This is a genomic window from Pseudomonas sp. GW822-FHT01E03 (assembly GCF_058802985.1).
Map to the genome: position 1 here is coordinate 250,537 of NZ_JBXAOQ010000008.1, position 20,253 is coordinate 270,789.

The window sequence follows — 20,253 nt, forward strand, 5'->3', positions numbered from 1 at the left end:
GACAGGCTTCCTTTAATCCTCGACAACCCAGGTGTCCTTGGTTCCACCGCCCTGGGAGGAATTGACCACCAGTGAGCCCTCGCGCAGGGCGACGCGGGTCAAGCCGCCGGGCACGACCCGGGTTTCACGACCCGACAGGACAAACGGTCGCAAGTCGATATGGCGTGGCGCAATGCCGTTTTCGACAAAGGTCGGACAGGTCGACAGTGACAGCGTCGGTTGCGCGATATACGCATGGGGCTTGGCGATGATCCGCGCGCGGAAGGCTTCGATTTCCGCCGCCGTCGCCGCCGGCCCCACCAGCATTCCGTACCCGCCGGAGCCTTGGGTTTCCTTGACCACCAGTTCTGGAAGATTGGCCAGCACGTGGGAAAGCTCAGACGGATTACGGCATTGCCAGGTCGGCACGTTCTTCAGGATCGGTTCTTCATCGAGGTAGAAACGGATCATGTCGGTAACGAACGGATACACCGATTTGTCGTCCGCTACCCCCGTGCCAATGGCATTGGCCAGCACCACGTTGCCGGAACGGTAGGACGACAGCAGCCCCGGCACACCGAGCATCGATTCCGGGTTGAAGGCCAGGGGATCGAGGAAGGCGTCGTCGAGGCGACGATAAATCACGTCGACCGCTTTCGGCCCGTCGGTGGTGCGCATGTAGACCTTGTCGTCACGCACGAACAGGTCCGCGCCCTCCACCAGTTCCACGCCCATTTCCCGCGCCAGGAACGCATGTTCGAAGAACGCACTGTTGAAGCGCCCCGGCGTCAGCACCACCACGCTCGGGTTATCGATGGGGCTTGAACTTTTCAGGGTGTCGAGCAGCAAGTTCGGGTAGTGGTCGATGGGGGCAATGCGTTGCGCCGCGAACAGCTCGGGAAACAGACGCATCATCATCTTGCGATCTTCGAGCATGTAGCTGACGCCGCTCGGCGTACGCAGATTGTCTTCGAGCACGTAGTAGGTGCCGTCGCCGTCGCGCACCAGGTCGACGCCGGAGATGTGCGAATAGATATCGCGATGCAGGTCCAGGCCCTGCATCGCCAACTGGTACTGCTCGTTGGCCAGCACCTGCTCGGCCGGAATGATGCCGGCCTTGATGATGCGCTGCTCGTGGTAAAGGTCGGCGAGGAACATGTTCAACGCCTTGACCCGCTGGATGCAGCCGCGCTCGACAATCCGCCACTCGCTGGCGGGGATGCTGCGTGGAATGGTGTCGAAGGGGATCAGGCGCTCTGTGCCCTGCTCGTCCCCGTAGAGCGTGAAGGTAATCCCGGCGCGATGAAACAACAGATCGGCCTCGCGTCGCCGTTGTGCCAGAAGCTCGTCAGGCGTTTCGGCCAGCCAACGGGCAAACTCCCGATAATGCGGGCGGACCTGGCCGCCGGCATCGTACATCTCATCAAAATAGGTGCGGATCATGCCGTACTCCTTGTCACTCGGACGTCCAGACCTTCGCAAGGCCCGTGCCATCGGCATAAACGCTTAAATTTCAATCGGTTGGATAATCAACGCGCACGTACCGCACCAATCCTGTGCGGTAAATGCCCCAACCTGATCGCCCCCGCTTCATTGCAAGGCGTGGTGGTCGCCTATCACCAGCATAGTCAGAGTTGATTTCACTGCCCGGCAATGGGTACGGATAATCCAGGCATTCGCTGAAAAGCTCACCGGACTTCCCTTTTAGCCGCCTGCCCTGGCGGCTTTTTTTTGGTGTCCAACGCCCACAAATGAAAACGGCCAACCCGAAGGTCAGCCGTGATTGCTGATTGTCACTGTTCATAAGGTTATGCGAGTCGCCCTCGTACCTCCTGTTTCACACCCCAGCCTTCGATGATGCCGCCCAGAGGCTCGACCACTGCTTCGAAACCCTGTTCGAAGTCGCCGATATCGTCGTAGGTGGCATACATGACCTTGCACAGCTCCAGCGCCCAGGCGCCGTCGTCGCGCACACTGACTTGCGCATCCAGGGATTCACCACGGTGGAAATGACCTGCCGCCCTGCGTGCCCGCTCCTCATCCGGGAAAATGGCGTAGAACTCGATGGGATGAAACCGTGAAAAGTCAAAACCGCCTTCTTTCATGCGGCGCAGCACGCTGCTGCTGATGTCTTCTTGATAGGCTGTGCTCATGAAACGTCCTCCTCAAAACGATGGATAGACTTTCCGTACTCCCTCACCCGCAACCGAACAGCGCGAGCGACGGCAACCGATGTGCCGGCGGGAAACAAGCATGGAGCTGACAAGACCAGACCTTAGCGATTCATTCGCTGATCTCGCTTGCAGAGTAGCCTCAAGACAGAGCCCGTGCCAAGGCCTGGATGTGAATGCGACAGGTGTCGTTCAGATTGGAGTAATGCCGAGGATTTGAATGCTGTTCTGGAGTTTCAGGCTTTTGACCGTCGGATTGTCGGTGCGCCCCTCCAGATCATTGAGGTCGAGTTCGGCAGCAACTGGCAGGCGACGCGCGCGGATGAGTTTGGCGGCTTGCTCGTTGTTCGGGCATTCCGCGCTTTCGAACACTTCGTCAACTTGTTCGCCGTGATCATCTACGAAGGTGACTTTCCACTTTTGCATTGGTGCCTCCTCGATAAAACCCATGGATGGGCTTACCTCTATCTCGACCTTGTTAGCTGGCTAATTGTTCCGCCGGAGCAAACATATCGACGGATGTGAAAATCTCTCCCGACACCCATGCACAAACCATGTGGGAGCGAGCAGGCTCGCTCCCACAGGTTTTGTGTTTCAGCCAATCAGTCGTTACTTGGCTTGTTCACTGCCTGCAACACGTATTGCGGCAAGGCGAAGGCGCCGATGTGGATTTCAGGATTGTAGTAGCGGGTGATGATGCCGCTGCCCGCGAAGCGCTGTTGCAGGGTTTCGCGGGACAACTTGCGATAAGCGGTATTGCTGGCGCCCCAGGCGAAGGTCATCGAACCACCGATGTAGGTCGGTACGGCGGCCTGGTAGAAGTGCCAGTCCGGGAACAGGCTGCGCAGGCGACCGGCGGTGGTCTTCACTTCTTCGATCTGCATGAACGGCGTGCCGTTCTGGGTCACCAGGATGCCGCCTTCGTTCAGGCAGCGGTGGCAAGCCTGGTAGAAGTTTTCCGAGAACAGCACTTCGCCCGGTCCGATCGGATCGGTGGAGTCAGAAATGATCACGTCGAACTTTTCAGTGGTGGTAGCGACGAAACGCATGCCGTCGTCGATCACCAGGTTCAGGCGTGGATCATCGAATGCACCCTTGGAGTGATTCGGCAGGAATTCCTTGCACATGTCGACCACGGTGCCGTCGATCTCGACCATGGTGATGTGCTCGACGCTGCGGTGCTTGGCCACTTCACGCAACATGCCGCCGTCACCGCCGCCGATGATCAGCACGCGCTTGGCGGCACCGTGCGCCAGGATCGGCACGTGGGTGAGCATTTCGTGGTAGATGAATTCGTCGGCTTCGGTGGTCTGGATCACGCCGTCCAGCGCCATCACCCGGCCCATGCGCGGGTTCTCGAAGATCACCAGGTGCTGGTGCTCGGTGCGCACTTCGTGCAGCAGTTTTTCCATGCGAAAACGCTGGCCGTAGCCTTCGTAGAGGGTTTCCAGGTAGTCGCTGGCAGGGATGTTGCTCATGGGAAGTGCTCCGATGAATGCGGGTGGCAACGGACGGTTACCCGCCCATGATGGCCAATCGAGCGTCTCGATTGGCCGGGAAAGGCGCGCATTCTACGTCGCGCAACATGACAGGTCGAACCTCTGTTGATCAGCATTCCACAATCCTGTGGGAGCCTGTTCAGAGTTTGACGTTGCCCCGCGGCCCGGCAATGGCCCAGATGATCAGTCCCAGCACCGGCAACAGCGCGATCAGCAGTACCCAGAGGATTTTCATCCCGGTCCCGGCACTACTTTTGAAGACGTTGACGATGGCCCAGATGTCCAGGACAAAAATGATCAAGGCAACCAGGCTGTTGAACGTAGAACCCATGGTGACGCTCCCGAAAAGTGATATGCCCCCTCAGGATAGACGGTCGTCGCGAGGATTCCTTTTTATTGACAGTGTCTGGATCAGACGTGGATCGCCACTTTCAGGGCTTCCAGGGATGGCGCGGCTGTAATGCCCGCCTCGGTGCACAATTCCAGCACCCGTGGCACGTCGTTGCCGTAGACCAGGACCACCTGCAACTCGTCATCGAGCAACTGGCTGAAGTTCATCAGCGTGTAGCCACCGTTTTCCTTGTTCATGCTGCTCATCTGCACCTGGATGCGGTTGAGCGCGGTCAGGGCTTCGGTCCTGGCCAGTTGCTTGGGCTTGAGATTGAACTCCACCCCCGGGCCGAACGAGGCGACGATCTGCGCGAACAGGTCCATGTATGTGTCAGCCTGGAACAGCACCGTTTCCGGCAGGCTGCCGACCACCACCCACTCACCCAGCGGGATCGGGAAGGTTTCGTCGTAGTTGATGTCCGGATTGGCCGTCAGAAATACCTCGGGATCGGCGTAGGCCTGGGCTGCTTCGTCCGCGATCTTGAGGATTTCGTCTTCGCCCATGCACCCGGAGCTGATTTTGCTGATGAGTTCGACGAGTGCGGCTTTCATGGGGAGGATCCTGTAGCGAGGTGAATTTTGAGGGCGCGAAGGATAGCGCATTAATGAGGGAAATGCGGACCTGTGGCGAGGGGGCTTGCCCCCGTTGGGTCGCGAAGCGGCCCCAAAACATTCAATTGGGGTACATCAGACAGACCGCATTTGCTGACTTTACGGCTGCTCCGCAGCCGAACGGGACGGTGCGGCGATCCGACAAGCCCCCTCGCCACAAAAGCCCCCTCGCCACAGGGTACGTCGTCAGCTCAAGAGCTTTTGCAGTTGCGCTACGGTATCGGAAGCCCCCATGGTCCTGGCAGCCTCCAGCGCGGTGATGCCATTGGCGTCCTTGGCTTTCGGGTCGGCGCCCTTGCTGATCAGGTAATCGACCACTTCGACGCGGTTGAACATCGCCGCCATCATCAGCGCCGTGCGGCCATCGAAGGACGAGCCTTCAACCTGGGCGCCGCCATCGACCAAGGCCTTGATCACCGCCAGGTCGCCCTTGAAGGCGGCACCGGCAATCGGGCTCTGGCCGTTGTCGTTGCGGATCTCCGGGTCGGCCTTGTGCTCCAGCAGGACTTTTACCGTGTCCACATGCCCGTGATACGCGGCCAGCATCAGCAAGGTATCGCCCTTGTGGTTACGCAGGTTCGGCGGCAAACCCTTGGTCAGCAGCGCGGCCATCATCGCCGCATCGCCCTCCCGTGCCTTGTTGAATACCTGTTCGGTAAATTCGGCGGCTTCTTCGGGGGTCATCTGGCGGCTTTTGTCTGACATTGGGCACTCCCTTTTCTGTCATTCGTAAAAGCCGACAGTTTCCCGAGCGCCCCCGGCACTGTCACTTGTTTTTTCTCATGGGCCGCCATAGCCAGATTCAATAGCGGTACTTGCCGCCGTGAATGTCGGACAACAACTGCTCCGTGACCTGTACATAAGTCTGTGTCCCCGGCAACCAGGCATAGATCGGGTCATCGCCGGTTTTACCCGGGTCGAAGGCCTCGTCCTTGAGTCGGGTCTTCTGATATTTGAACGTCCCGGTGGTTTCCATTTTCACTTTCACCCGCAGGAACAACGGCACTGCATAGGCCGGCATCTGCTCGCGGGCGAAGGCCAGCAGCTCACTGAAGTCCAGAGTTGCCAAGGATTCGGCGGGAGTGATCGCCGCCATCCCGGCCCGGCCATTGGTGTTGCAGATTTCCACGCCATAGGCCACGGCTTCGGAAATAAGCGGGTGTTGCAGGAGGATGTTTTCGACCTCCGTGGTCGAAACGTTTTCGCCCTTCCAGCGGTAGGTGTCGCCCAGGCGGTCGACAAACTGCGCATGCCCAAAGCCGATGTTGCGCAACAGGTCGCCGGTGTTGAAGTAGCGGTCTCCCTTTTCGAACACATCCTGAAGCACGACCTTGGCGGTTTTCTGCGGATCGGTGTAACCGTCCAGGGGGGCCTTGTCGTCGATTTTTGCCAGCAACAACCCCTGCTCACCCTTGGCGACCTTGCGCATCAGGCCATTGGCCTGTCGAATCGGCGCGCCGCTGTCATGGTCGTACGCGACCAACTCCCAGGACATCAGGGAAAAGCCGATGGTGTTGTCGAAATTGAGAATGTTGGTGAAACCGATATTGCCGTCGCTGGCAGCGTACAGCTCGCAGATGTGATTCACCGCAAAGCGGGTCTTGAACTCGCTCCAGGCGCCGGGGCGCAGGCCGTTGCCGATCATTTTCTTCACATCGTGCCGGCTGTCCTCGGAGCTGGGCGGTTGATCGACCAGGTAGCGGCACAGTTCGCCGACATAACCGATGGTGGTTGCCCGGTACTTGCGCGCATCGTTCCAGAACTGACTGGCGCTGAATTTGCGGCGGATGGCGAACCCGCTGGCCCCACTGACGGCCGAACCCCAGCACACGCAAAGGCCCGTGGCGTGGTACAGCGGCAAAGTGCAATAGACGACATCCTCGGGGCGCATGTCCAGGGCGATCATGCCGAAGCTCGCAGAGCTGCGCATCCAGCGACCGTGCTTGAACACGCCGGCCTTGGGCAGCCCCGTGGTGCCCGAGGTGTAGATATAAAAGCAGGGATCGTCGAAGAAAATCTGCTGGCTGCTGGCCGGGTTGTCGCTGGCGTCGTCGAGGCTGACGGTCATCAGGTTGATGAAACCTTCAGGTGCGATACCGGGTTGGCGAGAGGTGTCCTGATCGGCAACGAACCAGGTTCGCGCAGCCTTGATCGACACCCGCTCACGCACCGCCAGGTACGCCGGGACCAACTCCTCACCGACAATGATCGCCACCGGTGCCACCAGGTTCACACTGTGTACCAGAGTGTCGCGAGTCTGCGAGGTATTGAGCAGCGCACTGACCGCGCCGACCTTGGCCACCGCCAGAATAGTCACCAGCAGTTCCGGGCGGTTCTCAATGAAGACCGCCACCACATCCCCCTTGCCGATGCCCTGATCGATCAGGTGATGGGCGATGCGGTTGGCCCATTGGTTGACCTCGGAGTAACTGAGCGTCACGTCGCCTTGCAACAGCGCCGGGCCATCCGGGTTGCGCAACGTGGCTTGCTCGAAACACCAGCCCAAACCACACGCCTGGGTCGGGTCCTTGACGTTGGCGGCCTTCATGCCCCTCACCACCCGGGGGATGGCCTTGGCGATGGAAGGCAGCTTGCGGAGCATCATGCTCCAGGTAATCGTGTCGTTCGACGTGCGACTCATGATGCTCCCGTTCGATCTTTTTATTGTCGGGCTGCGATGACTGAACCCGAAAATACGTCAACGGTTCTTGAGCTGTACACGCGGTTTTTGAAATGTTTTGTATCTGCGATCTTGATCCGCGATCTTGATCTGCGATTGATACACGACCAATCGTGAACCCCCGCACACACAATGGTTCAATCGAATCGCCGAGCGACCTCGCAAAATGCAGGATGCACGATGGCCGTTCATGCAGAATGCACGAAAGCAAAAATCACCACAGATACTAACTTGTTGTTTTATAAGATAATTTACAAACAACCCAGGCTGGCACAATCACTGCAACCCTCTCCGTATGCTTGCCATTCAAGAGCCAACGGAGCTGAAAGAAATGAACCTGATTCAGGAAAAATTTTCGTCCCTGTTCTCCAACTTCGAAGTCACCACCCATGCCCGGCCTGACGGTGGGATCCTGCTGACCCTGAGCGGCGGCGAAGGCAAGGTGTTCAAGCGCTCGATTTCCTATCAGCAATTGCACAATGGCGACCAACTGACGTGGGTCATCAGTGCGATTCGCCGCGACCTCGCCGAACAAGCCAGTGAACTGCCGCAGATCTCCATGCTGCAGAGCCAGCAACGGTTTGCCCTGCCGACCTATCACTCGCTGTAAATAAAATTGCCGGAAAAACACTGTGGGAGCGAGCCTGCTCGCGATAGCGGAGTGTCAGTCAACATCAATGTTGGATGACATATCGCTATCGCGAGCAAGCTCGCTCCCACAGGTTTTGCGGCGTTTAGAAATTGGCGGGATTTATCCGCGCAAAGCTGTCCACGGTGACATGCCCCGCCAGTTCCCCACCCTCGCGGGCCAGCCCGCAAGTGGCCATCCCCGCCATGCGCGCCGCGTCGAGTTCTTCGACGATGTCCGACAGAAACAGAATCTGCCCCGCCTCAAGGTTGATCGCCTGGGTGATGTTGGCGTAGGACTGCGCCTCGCGCTTGGGCCCCGAAGTGGTATCGAAATAGCCGCTGAACAGTGGCGTCAGATCCCCCGCCTCTGAGCAGCCGAAGATCAACCGCTGGGCCTGGATCGAACCGGACGAATAAACAAACAGTTGAAAGCCCTCCCGATGCCAGCGCTTGAGCGCTTCAACGGCGTCCGGATACACGTGCCCCTTCAACTGCCCGGCCTGATAGCCCTGCTCCCAGACCATGCCCTGCAACGCTTTCAGCGGCGTGGCCTTGCGGTCTTCAGCGATCCAGCCCAACAGGATCTCGACGACCCGCTCGACGTCGGCGTCCGGTTCATTGCTGTCGCGGCGCACGGCAGCCAGTTGCTCCGCCACATCGGCGCGTTCGGCATGCTGACGGACAAACGCCGGCAAGTGTTTGGCGGCATAGGGGAACAGCACGTCGAACACAAAACTCACCGCGCTGGTGGTGCCTTCGATGTCGGTGAGAATCGCTTTGATCGGCATCGACTCAGTCCTCCAGGCGCGGGAATCGGCTGGCGATGTCTTCGCCGGTGAAATTGGCCACCCAACCTTCCGGGTTGTTGAACAGACGGATCGCGACGAAGTGCGGATGTTCGCCCATGTCGAACCAGTGTTTGGTTCCGGCCGGCACCGAGATCAGGTCGTTTTTCTCGCACAGCACCGCGTAGACGTAATCGTCGATGTGCAGGGTAAACAGGCCACGGCCGGCAACGAAAAATCGTACTTCATCTTCGCCGTGGCGATGTTCGTCGAGGAACTTGGCACGCAGTTCGGCTTTTTGCGGGTGATCGCTGTTGAGGCTGATCACGTCGACAGTGACGTAACCGCGCTCGGTCATCAGCTTGTCGATTTGCTCCTGGTAGGCGGCAATCACTTCGTCCTGAGTGGCGCCCGGCTGGATCTTCGCCGCGGCTTGCCAGCGGTCGAAGCGTACGCCCTGCTCGGCCAGGGTCGAGGCGATGTCTTCGAAATGGGTCAGCACCTTGTTGGGGATTTCAGGGCTGGAGACGTGATAGACGGACAGGCTGCTCATCAGGGCAACTCCTTAACGGTTCATGCTTTAAAGAGCGAGCGCATCTTCAACTCGCACTCGAACAAAAATTCAAAGGCCTCGATCTGCCGCAGGGCATCGCTCATGCGCGCGCCCCAGGTGTACAGGCCATGGCCACGGATCAGGTAGCCGACGCAATCGGGATGGGCGTCGAGCCAAGGCTGCACCTTGGCGGCCAGTCGCGCAATGTCCTGGTCGTTGTCGAAAATCGGCACCCGCACCCGGGATTCGTGGGTCGTCACACCGCTGAAGGCCTTTTGCAGTTCGTAGTCTTCGAACTCGATGAAGTCTTGCGGCGTCAGGCGCGACAGCACGGTGGCGTTCACGGAATGGGTGTGCAACACGGCACCGATCTCCGGGCGCCAGCTGTAGAGCTGGGTGTGCAACAGGGTTTCGGCGGACGATTTCTTGCCCGGCTCCAGGCTGTTGCCCGACAGGTCGGTGGCCAACACGTCGTCCATGCCCAGTTGCCCCTTGTGCTTGCCGGACACGGTCAGCAAGGCTTCGCTCGGCGACAGGCGGGTCGAGTAATTGCTGCTGGTGGCCGGCGACCAGCCGCGGCCATACAGAAAACGCCCGGCGTCGATGATTTCCTGGGCGAGTTGTTCACGGGTAAGGCTCATGGCCTGTCCTCTTGCATACGTGTGGCAATGATAACGGCAGCCGCGACGGCTGCGAGACTGGCAATACTAAATGTCCATGCCGCGCCGAGGGCATTCCAGCTGTAGCCGGAATACAACGCGCCCAACGCACCGCCGGTGCCGGCCAATGCGGCGTACAGCGCCTGGCCCTGGCCTTGCTGGCGCGCACCGAAGCTACGTTGCACGAATGAAATGGCAGCGGCGTGAAAGCTGCCGAACGTCGCCGCGTGCAGGATCTGGGCAAACAGCAGTACCCAAAGAAACTCTGCGAGCGAACCCAGCAACAGCCAACGCAACGCCGCCAGCAGAAAGCTGGCCATCAGCACCCGGCGCAGTGAAAAGCGCGCGAAGATCCGGCTCATGGCCAGAAACATCAGGACTTCGGCGACCACGCCGACCGCCCAGAGCATGCCGATCACACCCCGGCTGTAACCCAGGCGCTCAAGGTGCAAGGTCAAGAACGTGTAATACGGTCCGTGGCTCATCTGCATCAGCGCCACGCAGCCGTAAAACGCCAAAACACCGGGGTTGCGCAGTTGCTTGAGGAATCCCTCCCCCGCCACCCGGTTGCCCGGGGCCGGTTGGGCATTGGGCACCCACAGACTGCTGAGCACGATGCCCACCATGATCAGCACCAGCGCCGCCGGATAGATGTCCAGGCTCAGCCATTCAAACAAACGGCCCAGCGCGACCACGGTGATGATGAAACCGATCGAGCCCCACAGGCGAATCTGGCTGTAGCGCGAGGTCTGGCTCTGCAAATGCGCCAGGGTGATGACTTCGAACTGTGGCAACACCGCGTGCCAGAAGAACGCATGCAAGGCCATGACCATCGCCAGCCAGGCGTAGGTCTTGCTGACGAAGATCAGCGAAAAGGTCAGCAGCGTGCACACCGCGCCGAAGCGCACGATGGCCAGTCGCCGACCGGTGTAGTCGCCCAGCCAGCCCCAGATGTTCGGCGCCACACAGCGCATCAGCATCGGGATCGCCACCAGCTCGCCGATGCGCGCGGCGCTGAACCCCAGGTGATCGAAGTACAGCGCCAGAAACGGCGCTGTCGAACCGAGCAAGGCGAAATAGAACAGATAGAAACTGGAGAGCCGCCAGTACGGGAGCGCCGCAGTCGCCATCAGACGGCTGCGACCATGATGTCAGCCATTTACAGCTGACCCAGCACCGGCGTGCTCACACGCACGTCGGCGTTTTGCCCACGATGGCGCAGCAGGTGATCCATCAGCACGATGGCCATCATCGCCTCGGCAATCGGCGTGGCGCGGATGCCCACGCACGGGTCGTGACGGCCCTTGGTGATCACTTCCACCGGGTTGCCATGGATGTCGATGGAGCGGCCCGGCGTTGTGATGCTCGACGTCGGCTTCAGCGCCAGGTGCGCAACGATGGGCTGACCGGAGGAAATACCGCCGAGAATGCCGCCCGCGTTGTTGCTGAGGAAACCTTCCGGGGTCATTTCATCGCGATGCTCGGTGCCACGCTGGGCGACGCTGGCAAAACCGGCGCCGATTTCCACGCCCTTGACCGCGTTGATGCTCATCAGCGCATGGGCCAGCTCCGCGTCGAGGCGGTCGAAGATCGGCTCGCCCAGACCCGGCATCACGCCTTCGGCGACCACGGTGATTTTCGCACCGACCGAATCCTGGTCGCGACGCAACTGGTCCATATAGGCCTCCAGCTCAGGCACTTTGTCCGGGTCCGGGCTGAAGAAGGCGTTCTGCTCGACCGAATCCCAGGTCTTGAACGGGATTTCAATCGGCCCCAACTGGCTCATGTAGCCGCGAATGACGATGCCCTGGCTGGCCAGGTATTTTTTTGCAATCGCACCGGCCGCGACGCGCATCGCGGTTTCACGGGCCGAGCTGCGACCGCCGCCGCGATAATCGCGCTCGCCGTACTTGTGGTGGTAGGTGTAATCGGCGTGGGCCGGGCGGAACAGGTCCTTGATCGCCGAGTAGTCCTTGGACTTCTGGTCGGTGTTGCGGATCAACAGGCCGATGGCGCAACCGGTGGTGCGGCCTTCGAACACGCCGGAGAGGATTTCGACTTCGTCGGCTTCCTGGCGCTGGGTGGTGTGGCGGCTGGTGCCGGGCTTGCGGCGGTCCAGGTCACGCTGCAGATCCTCCAGGGATATCTCCAGCCCCGGCGGGCAGCCATCGACAATGGCGACCAACGCCGGGCCATGGCTTTCGCCCGCGGTGGTGACAGTGAACAGCTTGCCGTAGGTATTGCCGGACATGCAGGACGCTCCGTGAAATGAACCTGAATACGTAATGCGCGCCAGTATACGCAGGCTACCCAAGTAGTTCATCCTCGAACCTTATGGGTGCCCGTGAGTCCAACCGGCATCTTCTTGATAATGGCGCGATGATGCTGCGAGTTCTAGCCTTGAGCCTTACCCTGATTTCCGGCTTCGCCCAGGCGACTGTCCTGCAACGACCGATCACATTGGATACGGGCACCGGCGAGCTTTTCGGCTCGCTGTTGCTGCCAAAATCCGACAATCGAGTGCCGGTTGTCCTGATCATTTCAGGCTCCGGCCCTACGGATCGTGACGGAAACAACGCCGACGGCGGGCGCAATGACAGCCTCAAGCGCCTGGCCTGGGTGCTGGCCAAACACAACATCGCCAGCGTGCGTTACGACAAGCGTGGCGTGGCCGCGAGCCTGGCGGCGACCCCGGATGAACGCAATCTGACGGTGGAAGCTTATGTGGCCGACGCCCAAGCCTGGGGTCGGAAACTCAAGACCGATCCGCGTTTTGGCCAGTTGATCGTGCTGGGTCACAGCGAAGGCGCCTTGATCGCCAGCCTCGCTGCGCCGGATATCGATGCCGACGCGGTGATTTCTGTCTCCGGCAGCGCAAGACCGGTGGATCAGGTCATTCGCGAGCAACTGGGCAATCGCCTGCCTCAACCGCTGATGCTGCGCAGCAATCAATTGCTCGACAGCCTCAAGGCCGGGAAAACCGACGACAATGTGCCGCCACCCTTGCAGGTGATTTTCCGCCCGAGTGTGCAGCCTTACCTGATTTCCCTGTTCCGCCAGGACCCGGCCGCGGCATTTGCGAAGTTGAAGATGCCAGCACTGATCATCCAGGGCAGCAACGACATCCAGGTCGGCGTCAATGACGCAAGGCTGCTCAAGGCTGCCAAACCGGACGCCGAACTGGCGCTGATCGAGGGCATGAACCACGTCATGCGCATCGTGCCTAACGACGTCAAACGCCAACTGGCCTCCTATAAGGACCCGCAGCTGCCCCTGGCGGCGGAGCTGGGCACGCGAATCCTCGGTTTTATTGACGGACTTCGCGCCAGTTAACCTCCAGTCTTGAAAAAAACGGCCGATAAGCCTTTGTCGCCAACACATTGGTTGGCGACAAGCTGAGCTTGGACAGGATCTCGCCGTTATGACTGACACCCAGACTTCACCCGACACCAGCGCTGAAAAAGACGCACCACCAGCGGTCGAGCTGCCCTGGGCGGACGTCCACGTCGAGCACCACAAGATGCTCCGTCTGGCGCCGCTGCAGACTGACCGCAACACAGGCGGACGCCCATTGCGCTTTGTCGAGTTAGGCTATGCCGAACGCAATGACAAGACGCACAGCCTGATGCGCATGAGCATCACCCTGCCCGGCCAGCGCGTACGCAAGGAACAGAATCATCTGGACGTGTGGGTCGATCACGCTGAAAAACGCGTGCATTTCGGTCCGGAAAGCGGACTGCAGATTGAACCGCTGAACCGTGGCATTGGTCGCTACATGGCGGCCCAGGGCATCAATTGGGCGAAAAAGCGCTGGCCGACCTACACCGTCGACGGCTTCGACCTGAACAACAAGGATGCACTGAACGAAGACACCCGCCTGCGCCGCGATCATTTTTTACGCGTGCACGGTTTCGACGTGGTGTATGCCGATGCCCAGCATTTGAAAGGCAGTGTCAAGCCGGTCAAGGTCGGCGACCTCTCTGGCGACTGGAACAGCGAAAAACTGCAGGTCGTGGAAATCCTCGAGGCGGCGCAGATGCTCCAGCAAGCCGAACAGAACCTGGCCGAGCAGGAAGTCAAACTCAAGAAACACGAAGAAAAGGTCAGCAAGTACAAACGCGAAGACGCCGGGTTGCGATTCACCATCACCTGCCTGGTGGCATTTGCGGTGTTTCAGGCGGGGTTGTTGATCTGGATTGCCACGCATCGTTGAAGGCTTGAGTTACTGCACCTTGTGGCGAGGGGGCTTGCCCCCGTTCGAGCGCGAAGCGGTCGCAAAACAGCTACCACAGACATATCTGGATAAATCTGGTGTGAGGGTTCAGGGCTGCTTCGCAGCCCAACGGGGGCAAGCCCCCTCGCCACAAATGCCCGGTCAGACGCGAGAAGCGAACAACGCCTGATGCTCACGACACTGCTGCGCGCTGAGCATGAACACACCATGGCCGCCACGCTCGAACTCCAGCCAGGCGAAGTCGACTTCCGGGTACAACGCCTCGACGTGCACCTGGCTGTTGCCCACTTCGACAATCAGCAAGCCCTTCTCGGTCAGGTGATCCGCCGCCTCGGCAAGCATGCGCCGCACCAGGTTCAAACCGTCATCACCGCAGGCCAGGCCCAGTTCCGGTTCGTGCTGGTATTCGTCCGGCATGTCGGCGAAATCTTCCGCATCGACGTAGGGCGGGTTCGACACGATCAGGTCGAAACGTTGACCCGGCAAGCCCTCGAAACCGTCGCCCTGCACCGTGTACACACGCTCATCGACACCATGGCGCTCGATGTTCTGATTGGCCACTTCCAGCGCTTCGAACGACAGGTCCGCCAACACCACCTCGGCATGCTGGAACTCGTAGGCGCAGGCGATGCCGATGCAACCGGAACCGGTGCACAGGTCGAGAATCCGCGCCGGCTCGGTAGCCAGCCAGGGGGTAAAACGGTTTTCGATCAACTCGCCAATGGGGGAGCGCGGGATCAGCACACGCTCATCGACGATGAACGACATGCCACAGAACCAGGCCTCGCCCAGCAGATACGCGGTAGGCACCCGATCTTCGATGCGGCGCTTGAGCAAAAGCTGCAGGTGAACCACTTCGTCTTCTTCCAGGTTGCAGTCGAGGTAGCTGTCGGATATTTCCCACGGCAGGTGCAACGCGCCCAACACCAATTGCCGGGCTTCGTCCCAGGCGTTGTCAGTGCCATGGCCGAAAAAAAGATCCTCCCCATGGAAGCGGCTGACGGCCCAACGGATATGGTCACGCAGGGTACGAAGGCGGGAAGTGATCACGACGGCAAACTCCAGAAAAATCGACGGGGGATTCTACCAGTCAAACGACTTCACGACGACGCGGGAAAGTACCGATTCAAATGTAGGAGTTATCCATTTTTTCGCTAGGCTATTGAACAAAACGTGACTATTGACAAGGCTACAGGCCAGCAACGACGGCACCTACGATCGTAGCGATTCACAGAACCGCTCAGCCAGAGGACAATGGCGCAAAAGCCCCACTCCAAGGAGCCCCAGAATGTCTGTTCCAAAAACGATGTTTCAACTCAGCGGCCGCGGTTATGCAGCGGCCAATCTGAGCCATGCCACCCTGGTCATCATCGATGCCCAGAAAGAATACCTCAGCGGTCCCCTGGCCCTGAGCGGCATGGATGAAGCTGTCGCGAACATCAAGCAATTGCTCGCCGCTGCCCGCGCCGCCGGCCGGCCGATCGTGCATGTCCGCCACCTCGGCACCCTCGGCGGGCTGTTCAACCCACAGGGCGTAGGTGGTGAGTTCATTCCGGGCCTGGAGCCACAGAGCGATGAAACCGTCATCGGCAAATTGTTGCCAAGCGCTTTTCACGGCACCGAACTGGCACAACGCCTGGAAGACCTCGGCGCCCTTGACCTGATCGTCTGCGGTTTCATGAGCCACTCCAGCGTCAGCACCACGGTACGTGCCGCCAAGAACCTGGGCTTCCGCTGCACCCTGGTGGAAGACGCCTGCGCCACCCGCGACCTGCCTTACAAGGGCGGCGTGCTCAGTGCCGCACACGTCCATCAGACGGAAATGGCGATCATGGGCGACAACTTCGCCACCCTCGCGCTGACCCGTGAACTGATCTGATCGACGCTCAATGAGCGGCCTGGAACGCCGCTCATCCGCAAAAGCCTCCCATTTGCCGTAATTGTCTTAGCCTCAGGAACATCCCGGTCAACTCCCGGTCGAAGGGCCGATACCCATTGAGGAAGGTCGGAATGAAGTTATCCGATGGTTTTGACGCTCGCCGCTTGCGGCCCAAAGGCCAAAGCAACTGGCGTTTTCGAATCGGCGCGACGTTCGCGGCGTTGCTGGCGATGTGCGGCGTGTTGCTGGCCATGGCCGGTGCCGCCAGCCTGCTCGGCCACGCACCCGCCCTGGGTGAATTGAACACAAGCCGCACCGGTGCTGCCGTGATCCTGGCCATCGGCCTGTTCGTGCTGTACCTCGGTGTCTGGCTATGGCGCCGTTGCCGTCGTCGCTCGCGGCAGTCGCGGGAGCTGGCCATGTCCCCGCACCTGATGAAAAAACACGACTGAGCCTGGCATCGCGCGCGTTTTTGTCGCGCCCGATTCGCTTCGAGTTGGGTAAACTGGCCGCCCTTCGCGGAGGCTGACATGCAAGACGACGATTTTTCCCTGTTCAAAAGCGCGATCCAAGGCGTCAAGCCGATCAAGCACGATCGCGCCGAAACCGGCAAACCCAAGGCTGACCGCGCGCAGATTGCCAAGCTGCGTCAAGCGGCCACCGTGCGCACCGAATCCACCACCGTCGACGGGCTGTCCGATCAGTTCGTCATCGACGTCGGCCCTGAAGACGAGCTGATGTGGGCCCGCGATGGCGTGCAGGAAAGCCAGATGCGCAAGCTCAAGGTCGGGCAGATTCCTTTCGAAGGCAGCCTCGACCTGCACGGCATGAGCGTGGAAAAGGCCCGGGAAACCCTCTGGGCATTTTTGGCTGAAGCCACCAAATTCGAAATCCGCTGCGTGCGCGTCACCCATGGCAAGGCTGTTCGCCTGGACGGCAAGCGGCCGATGATCAAAAGCCACGTCAACACCTGGCTGCGCCAGCATCCACAGGTACTCGGCTTTACCTCGTGCCAGGCGAAACATGGTGGTGCCGGCGCGGTTTATGTGATGCTCAAACGCACCATGATGGAAGGTCGTGACGAGTAAAGCTGACGCGTCACGCTTGCAGCGTCGTGTCCGTCACCGTACCCTTGCCCTTTGCGTAAAATCCCACAGGTAGTTTCATGTCCCTGGAACAGAATTACACGGCGATCCTCGGCCAGCTCGGCGAGGACGTTTCCCGCGAAGGCCTGCTCGACACGCCAAAACGTGCCGCCAAAGCCATGCAGTACCTCTGCCGCGGCTATGAACAGACACTGGAAGAGGTCACCAACGGTGCCCTGTTCAGCTCCGACAACAGCGAAATGGTGCTGGTCAAGGACATCGAGTTGTACTCGTTGTGCGAACACCACCTGCTGCCGTTCATCGGCAAGGCTCACGTCGCCTACATCCCGAGCGGCAAGGTCCTGGGCCTGTCGAAAGTGGCGCGGATCGTCGACATGTACGCCCGCCGCCTGCAGATCCAGGAAAACCTCAGCCGCCAGATCGCCGATGCGGTCCAGCAGGTTACCGGCGCCCTGGGCGTTGCGGTGGTGATCGAGGCCAAGCACATGTGCATGATGATGCGCGGTGTGGAAAAGCAGAATTCGACGATGATCACCTCGGTGATGCTCGGTGAGTTCCGTGAAAACGCCGCCACCCGCAGCGAATTCCTCAGCCTCATCAAGTAATTTGCGGCACGAAGAAAACCGGCGTTCATCGCCGGTTTTTTTTCGCCCGCAAAAAATCAGGTAAGCTGCGCGCCCTTATTCGTTTGCACCGTGAGGCTTTCAACGTGTTCGTAAAAGCGCTTCGTGTCGGCCTTGGCCAACTGATCATCTTCATCGACTTCATCACCCGCCCAGGCAAGAAGCAGCGCCCGGCGGAAGTTCAGGCACAGGTCAATTCGGCTGCCAAGGGCCTGACGCTGTATCAATTCCACGCCTGCCCGTTCTGCGTGAAGACTCGCCGTACCCTGCGCCGCCTGAATGTGCCGGTGGCCCTTCGCGACGCGAAGAACAACGAACAGGATCGCCAGACCTTGCTGGAGCAAGGCGGCAAGATCAAGGTGCCGTGCCTGCGCATTGAAGAGAATGGCCAGACCACCTGGATGTACGAGTCCAAGGTGATCATTGATTATCTGGACAAGCGTTTTGCGGCAGCCTGAAAAATTTGGGCGGGGCTGATGCCCCCATCGCGAGCAAGCTCGCTCCCACAGTGGATTTGTGGTGTACACAAAACCTGTGGGAGCGAGCTTGCTCGCGATGAGGCCGGCACAGGCACCATAAATTTCAGACAAAAATAAACCGGCCCATTGGCCGGTTTATTTGTTTCTAGGCTGCTTTTGCGGCCTGGGCAGCGCGCACCACCGCCGCCAACCGCTTGAGCCCCTCATCCAGCCGCGCCGGATCAATGTGACTGAAGTTCAATCGCAGATACCCCGGATGGTTGTCCGGCTCGGGGAAGAACGGCTCCCCCGGCATGAACGCCACGTCGTTGGCCAGCGCGGCATTCAGCAAGGTGCGGGTGTCTTGCGGCTGCTTGAGTTTCAACCAGAAGAACAGCCCGCCCTGCGGCACGTTCCAGTCCGCCAGATCGGAGAAGTGCGTTTCCAGCGCAGCCTGAAACGCATCCCGACGCCCCCGATAAAAATCGCGCAACTGACTACGGTGTTGCTGATATTTCTCGGTGCCGATCCATTGCAGCGCCTGCCACTGGCCGACCCGATTGGTGTGCAAATCCGCCGACTGCTTGAGTTTCAACAGATGTGGAAACAGGTCCGGGCTGGCGATCAAGTAGCCGACACGCAAACCCGGCAACAGGGTTTTCGACACGGTCCCGGTATAGATCCAGCTGGCCTTCTTCAAGCGACTGACAATCGGCGTGGCGCTGCCACCGTCGAAGGTCAGCTCGCGGTAAGGCTCGTCCTCAATCAGCGTCACGCCAAACTCATCAAGCAATGCCGCCACCGCGTTGCGCTTGGCTTCGCTGTAACGCACCGCCGATGGATTCTGGAATGTCGGGATCAAGTAGATGAAAGACGGGCGGTGTTGTTCCAGGCGAGCACGTAGCGCCGTCAAGTTCGGTCCGTCAGCCTCCAGCGGCACGGTCAGGCAGTCGGCGCCGAACAGCTGGAAAATCTGCAATGCCGCCAGATAAGTCGGCGCTTCGAGCAGGATTTCGGTGCCCTTGTCGATATACAGCTTGGCGGCCAGGTCGAGGGTCTGCTGTGAGCCGCTGACCACCAGTACCTGGCTTGCCTCACATGGCACTCCCAACGCTCGCGCCTCGGCGGCCAGTGCTTCGCGCAGCGCCGGTTCGCCCTCGCTCATGCCGTATTGGCCCATGGAAACCGGCATCTCGGCCCACTCGACCTTCGGCAACATGGTTTCGGCCGGCAACCCGCCGGCAAACGACATCACCTGCGGACGTTGGGCCGCTGCGAGGATTTCACGGATCAAGGAACTTTTAAGGCGTGAGACACGTTCGGAAAAAGCCATGGGGATCACCGGTAGCGAGGCATGTGAAAAATGAGTCAAACTTGTTGACCGAAATTACGCCTCCCCGAACGGATACGTCAATATGCTTGACCTTAAAAACCCGCTTTCCCAGCAGCAAGCCATGGAAGCGTTTTTCTTCGGCTACCAGGCCTTCACCGCCAAGGCCGATGAAATGCTCGAACGCCGCGGCCTGAGTCGGGTGCATCAGCGCATCGTGTTTTTCATCGCCCGCTATCCGAACCTGAGTGTCAAGGAACTGCTGGCTTTACTCGGGGTGAGCAAGCAGGCGTTGAACATGCCGTTGCGTCAGTTGGTCGAGATGCATCTGGTGGACAGCGTCGCGTCCGAGTCGGACAAGCGTAAGCGGCTGCTGGAACTGACCGATGACGGCGCTCGTTTCGAACAGTCGTTGCGCCGTGAGCAGGTGAAATTGCTGGAGCGGGTGTTTGTCGAGGCTGGGGAGACGGCGGTGAATGGCTGGCTGGCGGTGAATCTGGCGCTTGGGGAGAATCAACAAAAAACCTGAGCCCGAAAGTCCTTCGCGAGCAGGCTCGCTCCTACAGGGGTATGCGATCAACTGTGGGAGCGAGCTTGCTCGCGATGGCATCGGAACAGGCGATATATCCCTATTGCCAAACTTTTCGTCTACAAAACCAAAAACA

The 20,253-nt window shown here is 59.7% G+C and carries 24 protein-coding genes; 9 read left to right on the top strand and 15 right to left on the bottom strand.

Annotation, left to right across the window (positions count from 1 at the left end; translation table 11 throughout):
• Nucleotides 1-12: 12 nt before the first annotated feature.
• The 8 genes from AC1RP7_RS18170 to AC1RP7_RS18205 form a co-directional block, all read right to left on the bottom strand.
• Nucleotides 13-1,422: a circularly permuted type 2 ATP-grasp protein gene (locus tag AC1RP7_RS18170; RefSeq protein ID WP_007988088.1), complete on the bottom strand. Its 1,410-nt coding sequence runs from the start codon at nucleotides 1,420-1,422 to the stop codon at nucleotides 13-15.
• Between the two features lie 365 nt (nucleotides 1,423-1,787).
• The gene (locus AC1RP7_RS18175; protein WP_007971898.1) at nucleotides 1,788-2,132 is read right to left on the bottom strand and encodes a ribonuclease E inhibitor RraB; all 345 of its coding nucleotides are present in this window, start codon (nucleotides 2,130-2,132) and stop codon (nucleotides 1,788-1,790) included.
• A gap of 210 nt (nucleotides 2,133-2,342) precedes the next feature.
• The gene (locus AC1RP7_RS18180) at nucleotides 2,343-2,576 is read right to left on the bottom strand and encodes a hypothetical protein (RefSeq protein ID WP_057715738.1); all 234 of its coding nucleotides are present in this window, start codon (nucleotides 2,574-2,576) and stop codon (nucleotides 2,343-2,345) included.
• A 176-nt stretch (nucleotides 2,577-2,752) separates the two neighbouring features.
• Nucleotides 2,753-3,628 (bottom strand): polyamine aminopropyltransferase, encoded by an 876-nt coding sequence (gene speE / locus AC1RP7_RS18185; RefSeq protein WP_090453999.1) that lies wholly within the window; start codon nucleotides 3,626-3,628, stop codon nucleotides 2,753-2,755.
• A gap of 160 nt (nucleotides 3,629-3,788) precedes the next feature.
• Nucleotides 3,789-3,980 (bottom strand): PLDc N-terminal domain-containing protein, encoded by a 192-nt coding sequence (locus AC1RP7_RS18190; RefSeq protein WP_493181760.1) that lies wholly within the window; start codon nucleotides 3,978-3,980, stop codon nucleotides 3,789-3,791.
• An 80-nt stretch (nucleotides 3,981-4,060) separates the two neighbouring features.
• A complete protein-coding gene (locus AC1RP7_RS18195; RefSeq protein ID WP_493181759.1) occupies nucleotides 4,061-4,591 on the bottom strand; it encodes a hypothetical protein in 531 nt (176 codons plus the stop codon).
• A 246-nt stretch (nucleotides 4,592-4,837) separates the two neighbouring features.
• The gene (locus AC1RP7_RS18200) at nucleotides 4,838-5,356 is read right to left on the bottom strand and encodes an ankyrin repeat domain-containing protein (RefSeq protein ID WP_218496822.1); all 519 of its coding nucleotides are present in this window, start codon (nucleotides 5,354-5,356) and stop codon (nucleotides 4,838-4,840) included.
• Nucleotides 5,357-5,453: 97 nt separating this feature from the next.
• Nucleotides 5,454-7,292 (bottom strand): long-chain-acyl-CoA synthetase, encoded by a 1,839-nt coding sequence (locus AC1RP7_RS18205; RefSeq protein WP_493181757.1) that lies wholly within the window; start codon nucleotides 7,290-7,292, stop codon nucleotides 5,454-5,456.
• A gap of 370 nt (nucleotides 7,293-7,662) precedes the next feature.
• Between AC1RP7_RS18205 and AC1RP7_RS18210 the strand changes: the two genes are divergently transcribed.
• Nucleotides 7,663-7,941 (top strand): DUF3509 domain-containing protein, encoded by a 279-nt coding sequence (locus tag AC1RP7_RS18210; protein WP_057715744.1) that lies wholly within the window; start codon nucleotides 7,663-7,665, stop codon nucleotides 7,939-7,941.
• A gap of 124 nt (nucleotides 7,942-8,065) precedes the next feature.
• Here AC1RP7_RS18210 and mtnC read toward each other — a convergent pair whose 3' ends face one another.
• From mtnC to aroC, 5 genes are read right to left on the bottom strand one after another with little or no spacing between them, the layout of a single operon-like run.
• Complete coding sequence (mtnC, locus tag AC1RP7_RS18215) at nucleotides 8,066-8,749, bottom strand: acireductone synthase (protein WP_340314440.1); 684 nt, start codon at nucleotides 8,747-8,749, stop codon at nucleotides 8,066-8,068.
• Nucleotides 8,750-8,753: 4 nt separating this feature from the next.
• A complete protein-coding gene (locus AC1RP7_RS18220; protein WP_102672392.1) occupies nucleotides 8,754-9,299 on the bottom strand; it encodes a 1,2-dihydroxy-3-keto-5-methylthiopentene dioxygenase in 546 nt (181 codons plus the stop codon).
• A 20-nt stretch (nucleotides 9,300-9,319) separates the two neighbouring features.
• Nucleotides 9,320-9,940 (bottom strand): methylthioribulose 1-phosphate dehydratase, encoded by a 621-nt coding sequence (locus AC1RP7_RS18225; protein WP_493181754.1) that lies wholly within the window; start codon nucleotides 9,938-9,940, stop codon nucleotides 9,320-9,322.
• Nucleotides 9,937-11,088 (bottom strand): MFS transporter, encoded by a 1,152-nt coding sequence (locus AC1RP7_RS18230; RefSeq protein WP_090453989.1) that lies wholly within the window; start codon nucleotides 11,086-11,088, stop codon nucleotides 9,937-9,939. Before AC1RP7_RS18230 ends, AC1RP7_RS18225 begins: the two co-directional genes overlap by 4 nt.
• A 29-nt stretch (nucleotides 11,089-11,117) precedes the next feature.
• Nucleotides 11,118-12,209 (bottom strand): chorismate synthase, encoded by a 1,092-nt coding sequence (aroC, locus tag AC1RP7_RS18235; protein ID WP_057715749.1) that lies wholly within the window; start codon nucleotides 12,207-12,209, stop codon nucleotides 11,118-11,120.
• Between the two features lie 83 nt (nucleotides 12,210-12,292).
• Between aroC and AC1RP7_RS18240 the strand changes: the two genes are divergently transcribed.
• Complete coding sequence (locus AC1RP7_RS18240; protein WP_057715750.1) at nucleotides 12,293-13,291, top strand: alpha/beta hydrolase; 999 nt, start codon at nucleotides 12,293-12,295, stop codon at nucleotides 13,289-13,291.
• Between the two features lie 88 nt (nucleotides 13,292-13,379).
• Nucleotides 13,380-14,171, top strand: a complete 792-nt coding sequence (locus AC1RP7_RS18245; protein WP_150812349.1) for a hypothetical protein — start codon at nucleotides 13,380-13,382, stop codon at nucleotides 14,169-14,171.
• A 162-nt stretch (nucleotides 14,172-14,333) separates the two neighbouring features.
• Here the strand turns inward: AC1RP7_RS18245 and prmB are convergent, their stop codons facing one another.
• Nucleotides 14,334-15,242, bottom strand: a complete 909-nt coding sequence (gene prmB, locus AC1RP7_RS18250; RefSeq protein ID WP_057715752.1) for a 50S ribosomal protein L3 N(5)-glutamine methyltransferase — start codon at nucleotides 15,240-15,242, stop codon at nucleotides 14,334-14,336.
• Nucleotides 15,243-15,480: 238 nt separating this feature from the next.
• On the opposite strand from prmB, the gene AC1RP7_RS18255 reads away from it, so the two are divergent.
• From AC1RP7_RS18255 to AC1RP7_RS18275, 5 genes are all read left to right on the top strand, one after another.
• Complete coding sequence (locus AC1RP7_RS18255) at nucleotides 15,481-16,071, top strand: cysteine hydrolase family protein (protein WP_056721821.1); 591 nt, start codon at nucleotides 15,481-15,483, stop codon at nucleotides 16,069-16,071.
• Between the two features lie 131 nt (nucleotides 16,072-16,202).
• Nucleotides 16,203-16,523, top strand: coding sequence for a hypothetical protein (locus AC1RP7_RS18260; protein WP_008048404.1), 321 nt, complete (start codon nucleotides 16,203-16,205; stop codon nucleotides 16,521-16,523).
• Between the two features lie 78 nt (nucleotides 16,524-16,601).
• On the top strand, nucleotides 16,602-17,159 hold the full coding sequence (locus AC1RP7_RS18265; RefSeq protein WP_057715753.1) for a Smr/MutS family protein: 558 nt from the start codon (nucleotides 16,602-16,604) through the stop codon (nucleotides 17,157-17,159).
• A 77-nt stretch (nucleotides 17,160-17,236) separates the two neighbouring features.
• Nucleotides 17,237-17,782: a GTP cyclohydrolase I FolE gene (gene folE, locus AC1RP7_RS18270; RefSeq protein WP_007988130.1), complete on the top strand. Its 546-nt coding sequence runs from the start codon at nucleotides 17,237-17,239 to the stop codon at nucleotides 17,780-17,782.
• A 104-nt stretch (nucleotides 17,783-17,886) separates the two neighbouring features.
• On the top strand, nucleotides 17,887-18,258 hold the full coding sequence (locus AC1RP7_RS18275; protein WP_046042961.1) for a glutathione S-transferase N-terminal domain-containing protein: 372 nt from the start codon (nucleotides 17,887-17,889) through the stop codon (nucleotides 18,256-18,258).
• Between the two features lie 166 nt (nucleotides 18,259-18,424).
• Here AC1RP7_RS18275 and AC1RP7_RS18280 read toward each other — a convergent pair whose 3' ends face one another.
• A complete protein-coding gene (locus AC1RP7_RS18280; protein ID WP_493181753.1) occupies nucleotides 18,425-19,591 on the bottom strand; it encodes an aminotransferase-like domain-containing protein in 1,167 nt (388 codons plus the stop codon).
• An 82-nt stretch (nucleotides 19,592-19,673) separates the two neighbouring features.
• Between AC1RP7_RS18280 and AC1RP7_RS18285 the strand changes: the two genes are divergently transcribed.
• On the top strand, nucleotides 19,674-20,117 hold the full coding sequence (locus AC1RP7_RS18285; protein ID WP_493181751.1) for a MarR family winged helix-turn-helix transcriptional regulator: 444 nt from the start codon (nucleotides 19,674-19,676) through the stop codon (nucleotides 20,115-20,117).
• Nucleotides 20,118-20,253: the final 136 nt, after the last annotated feature.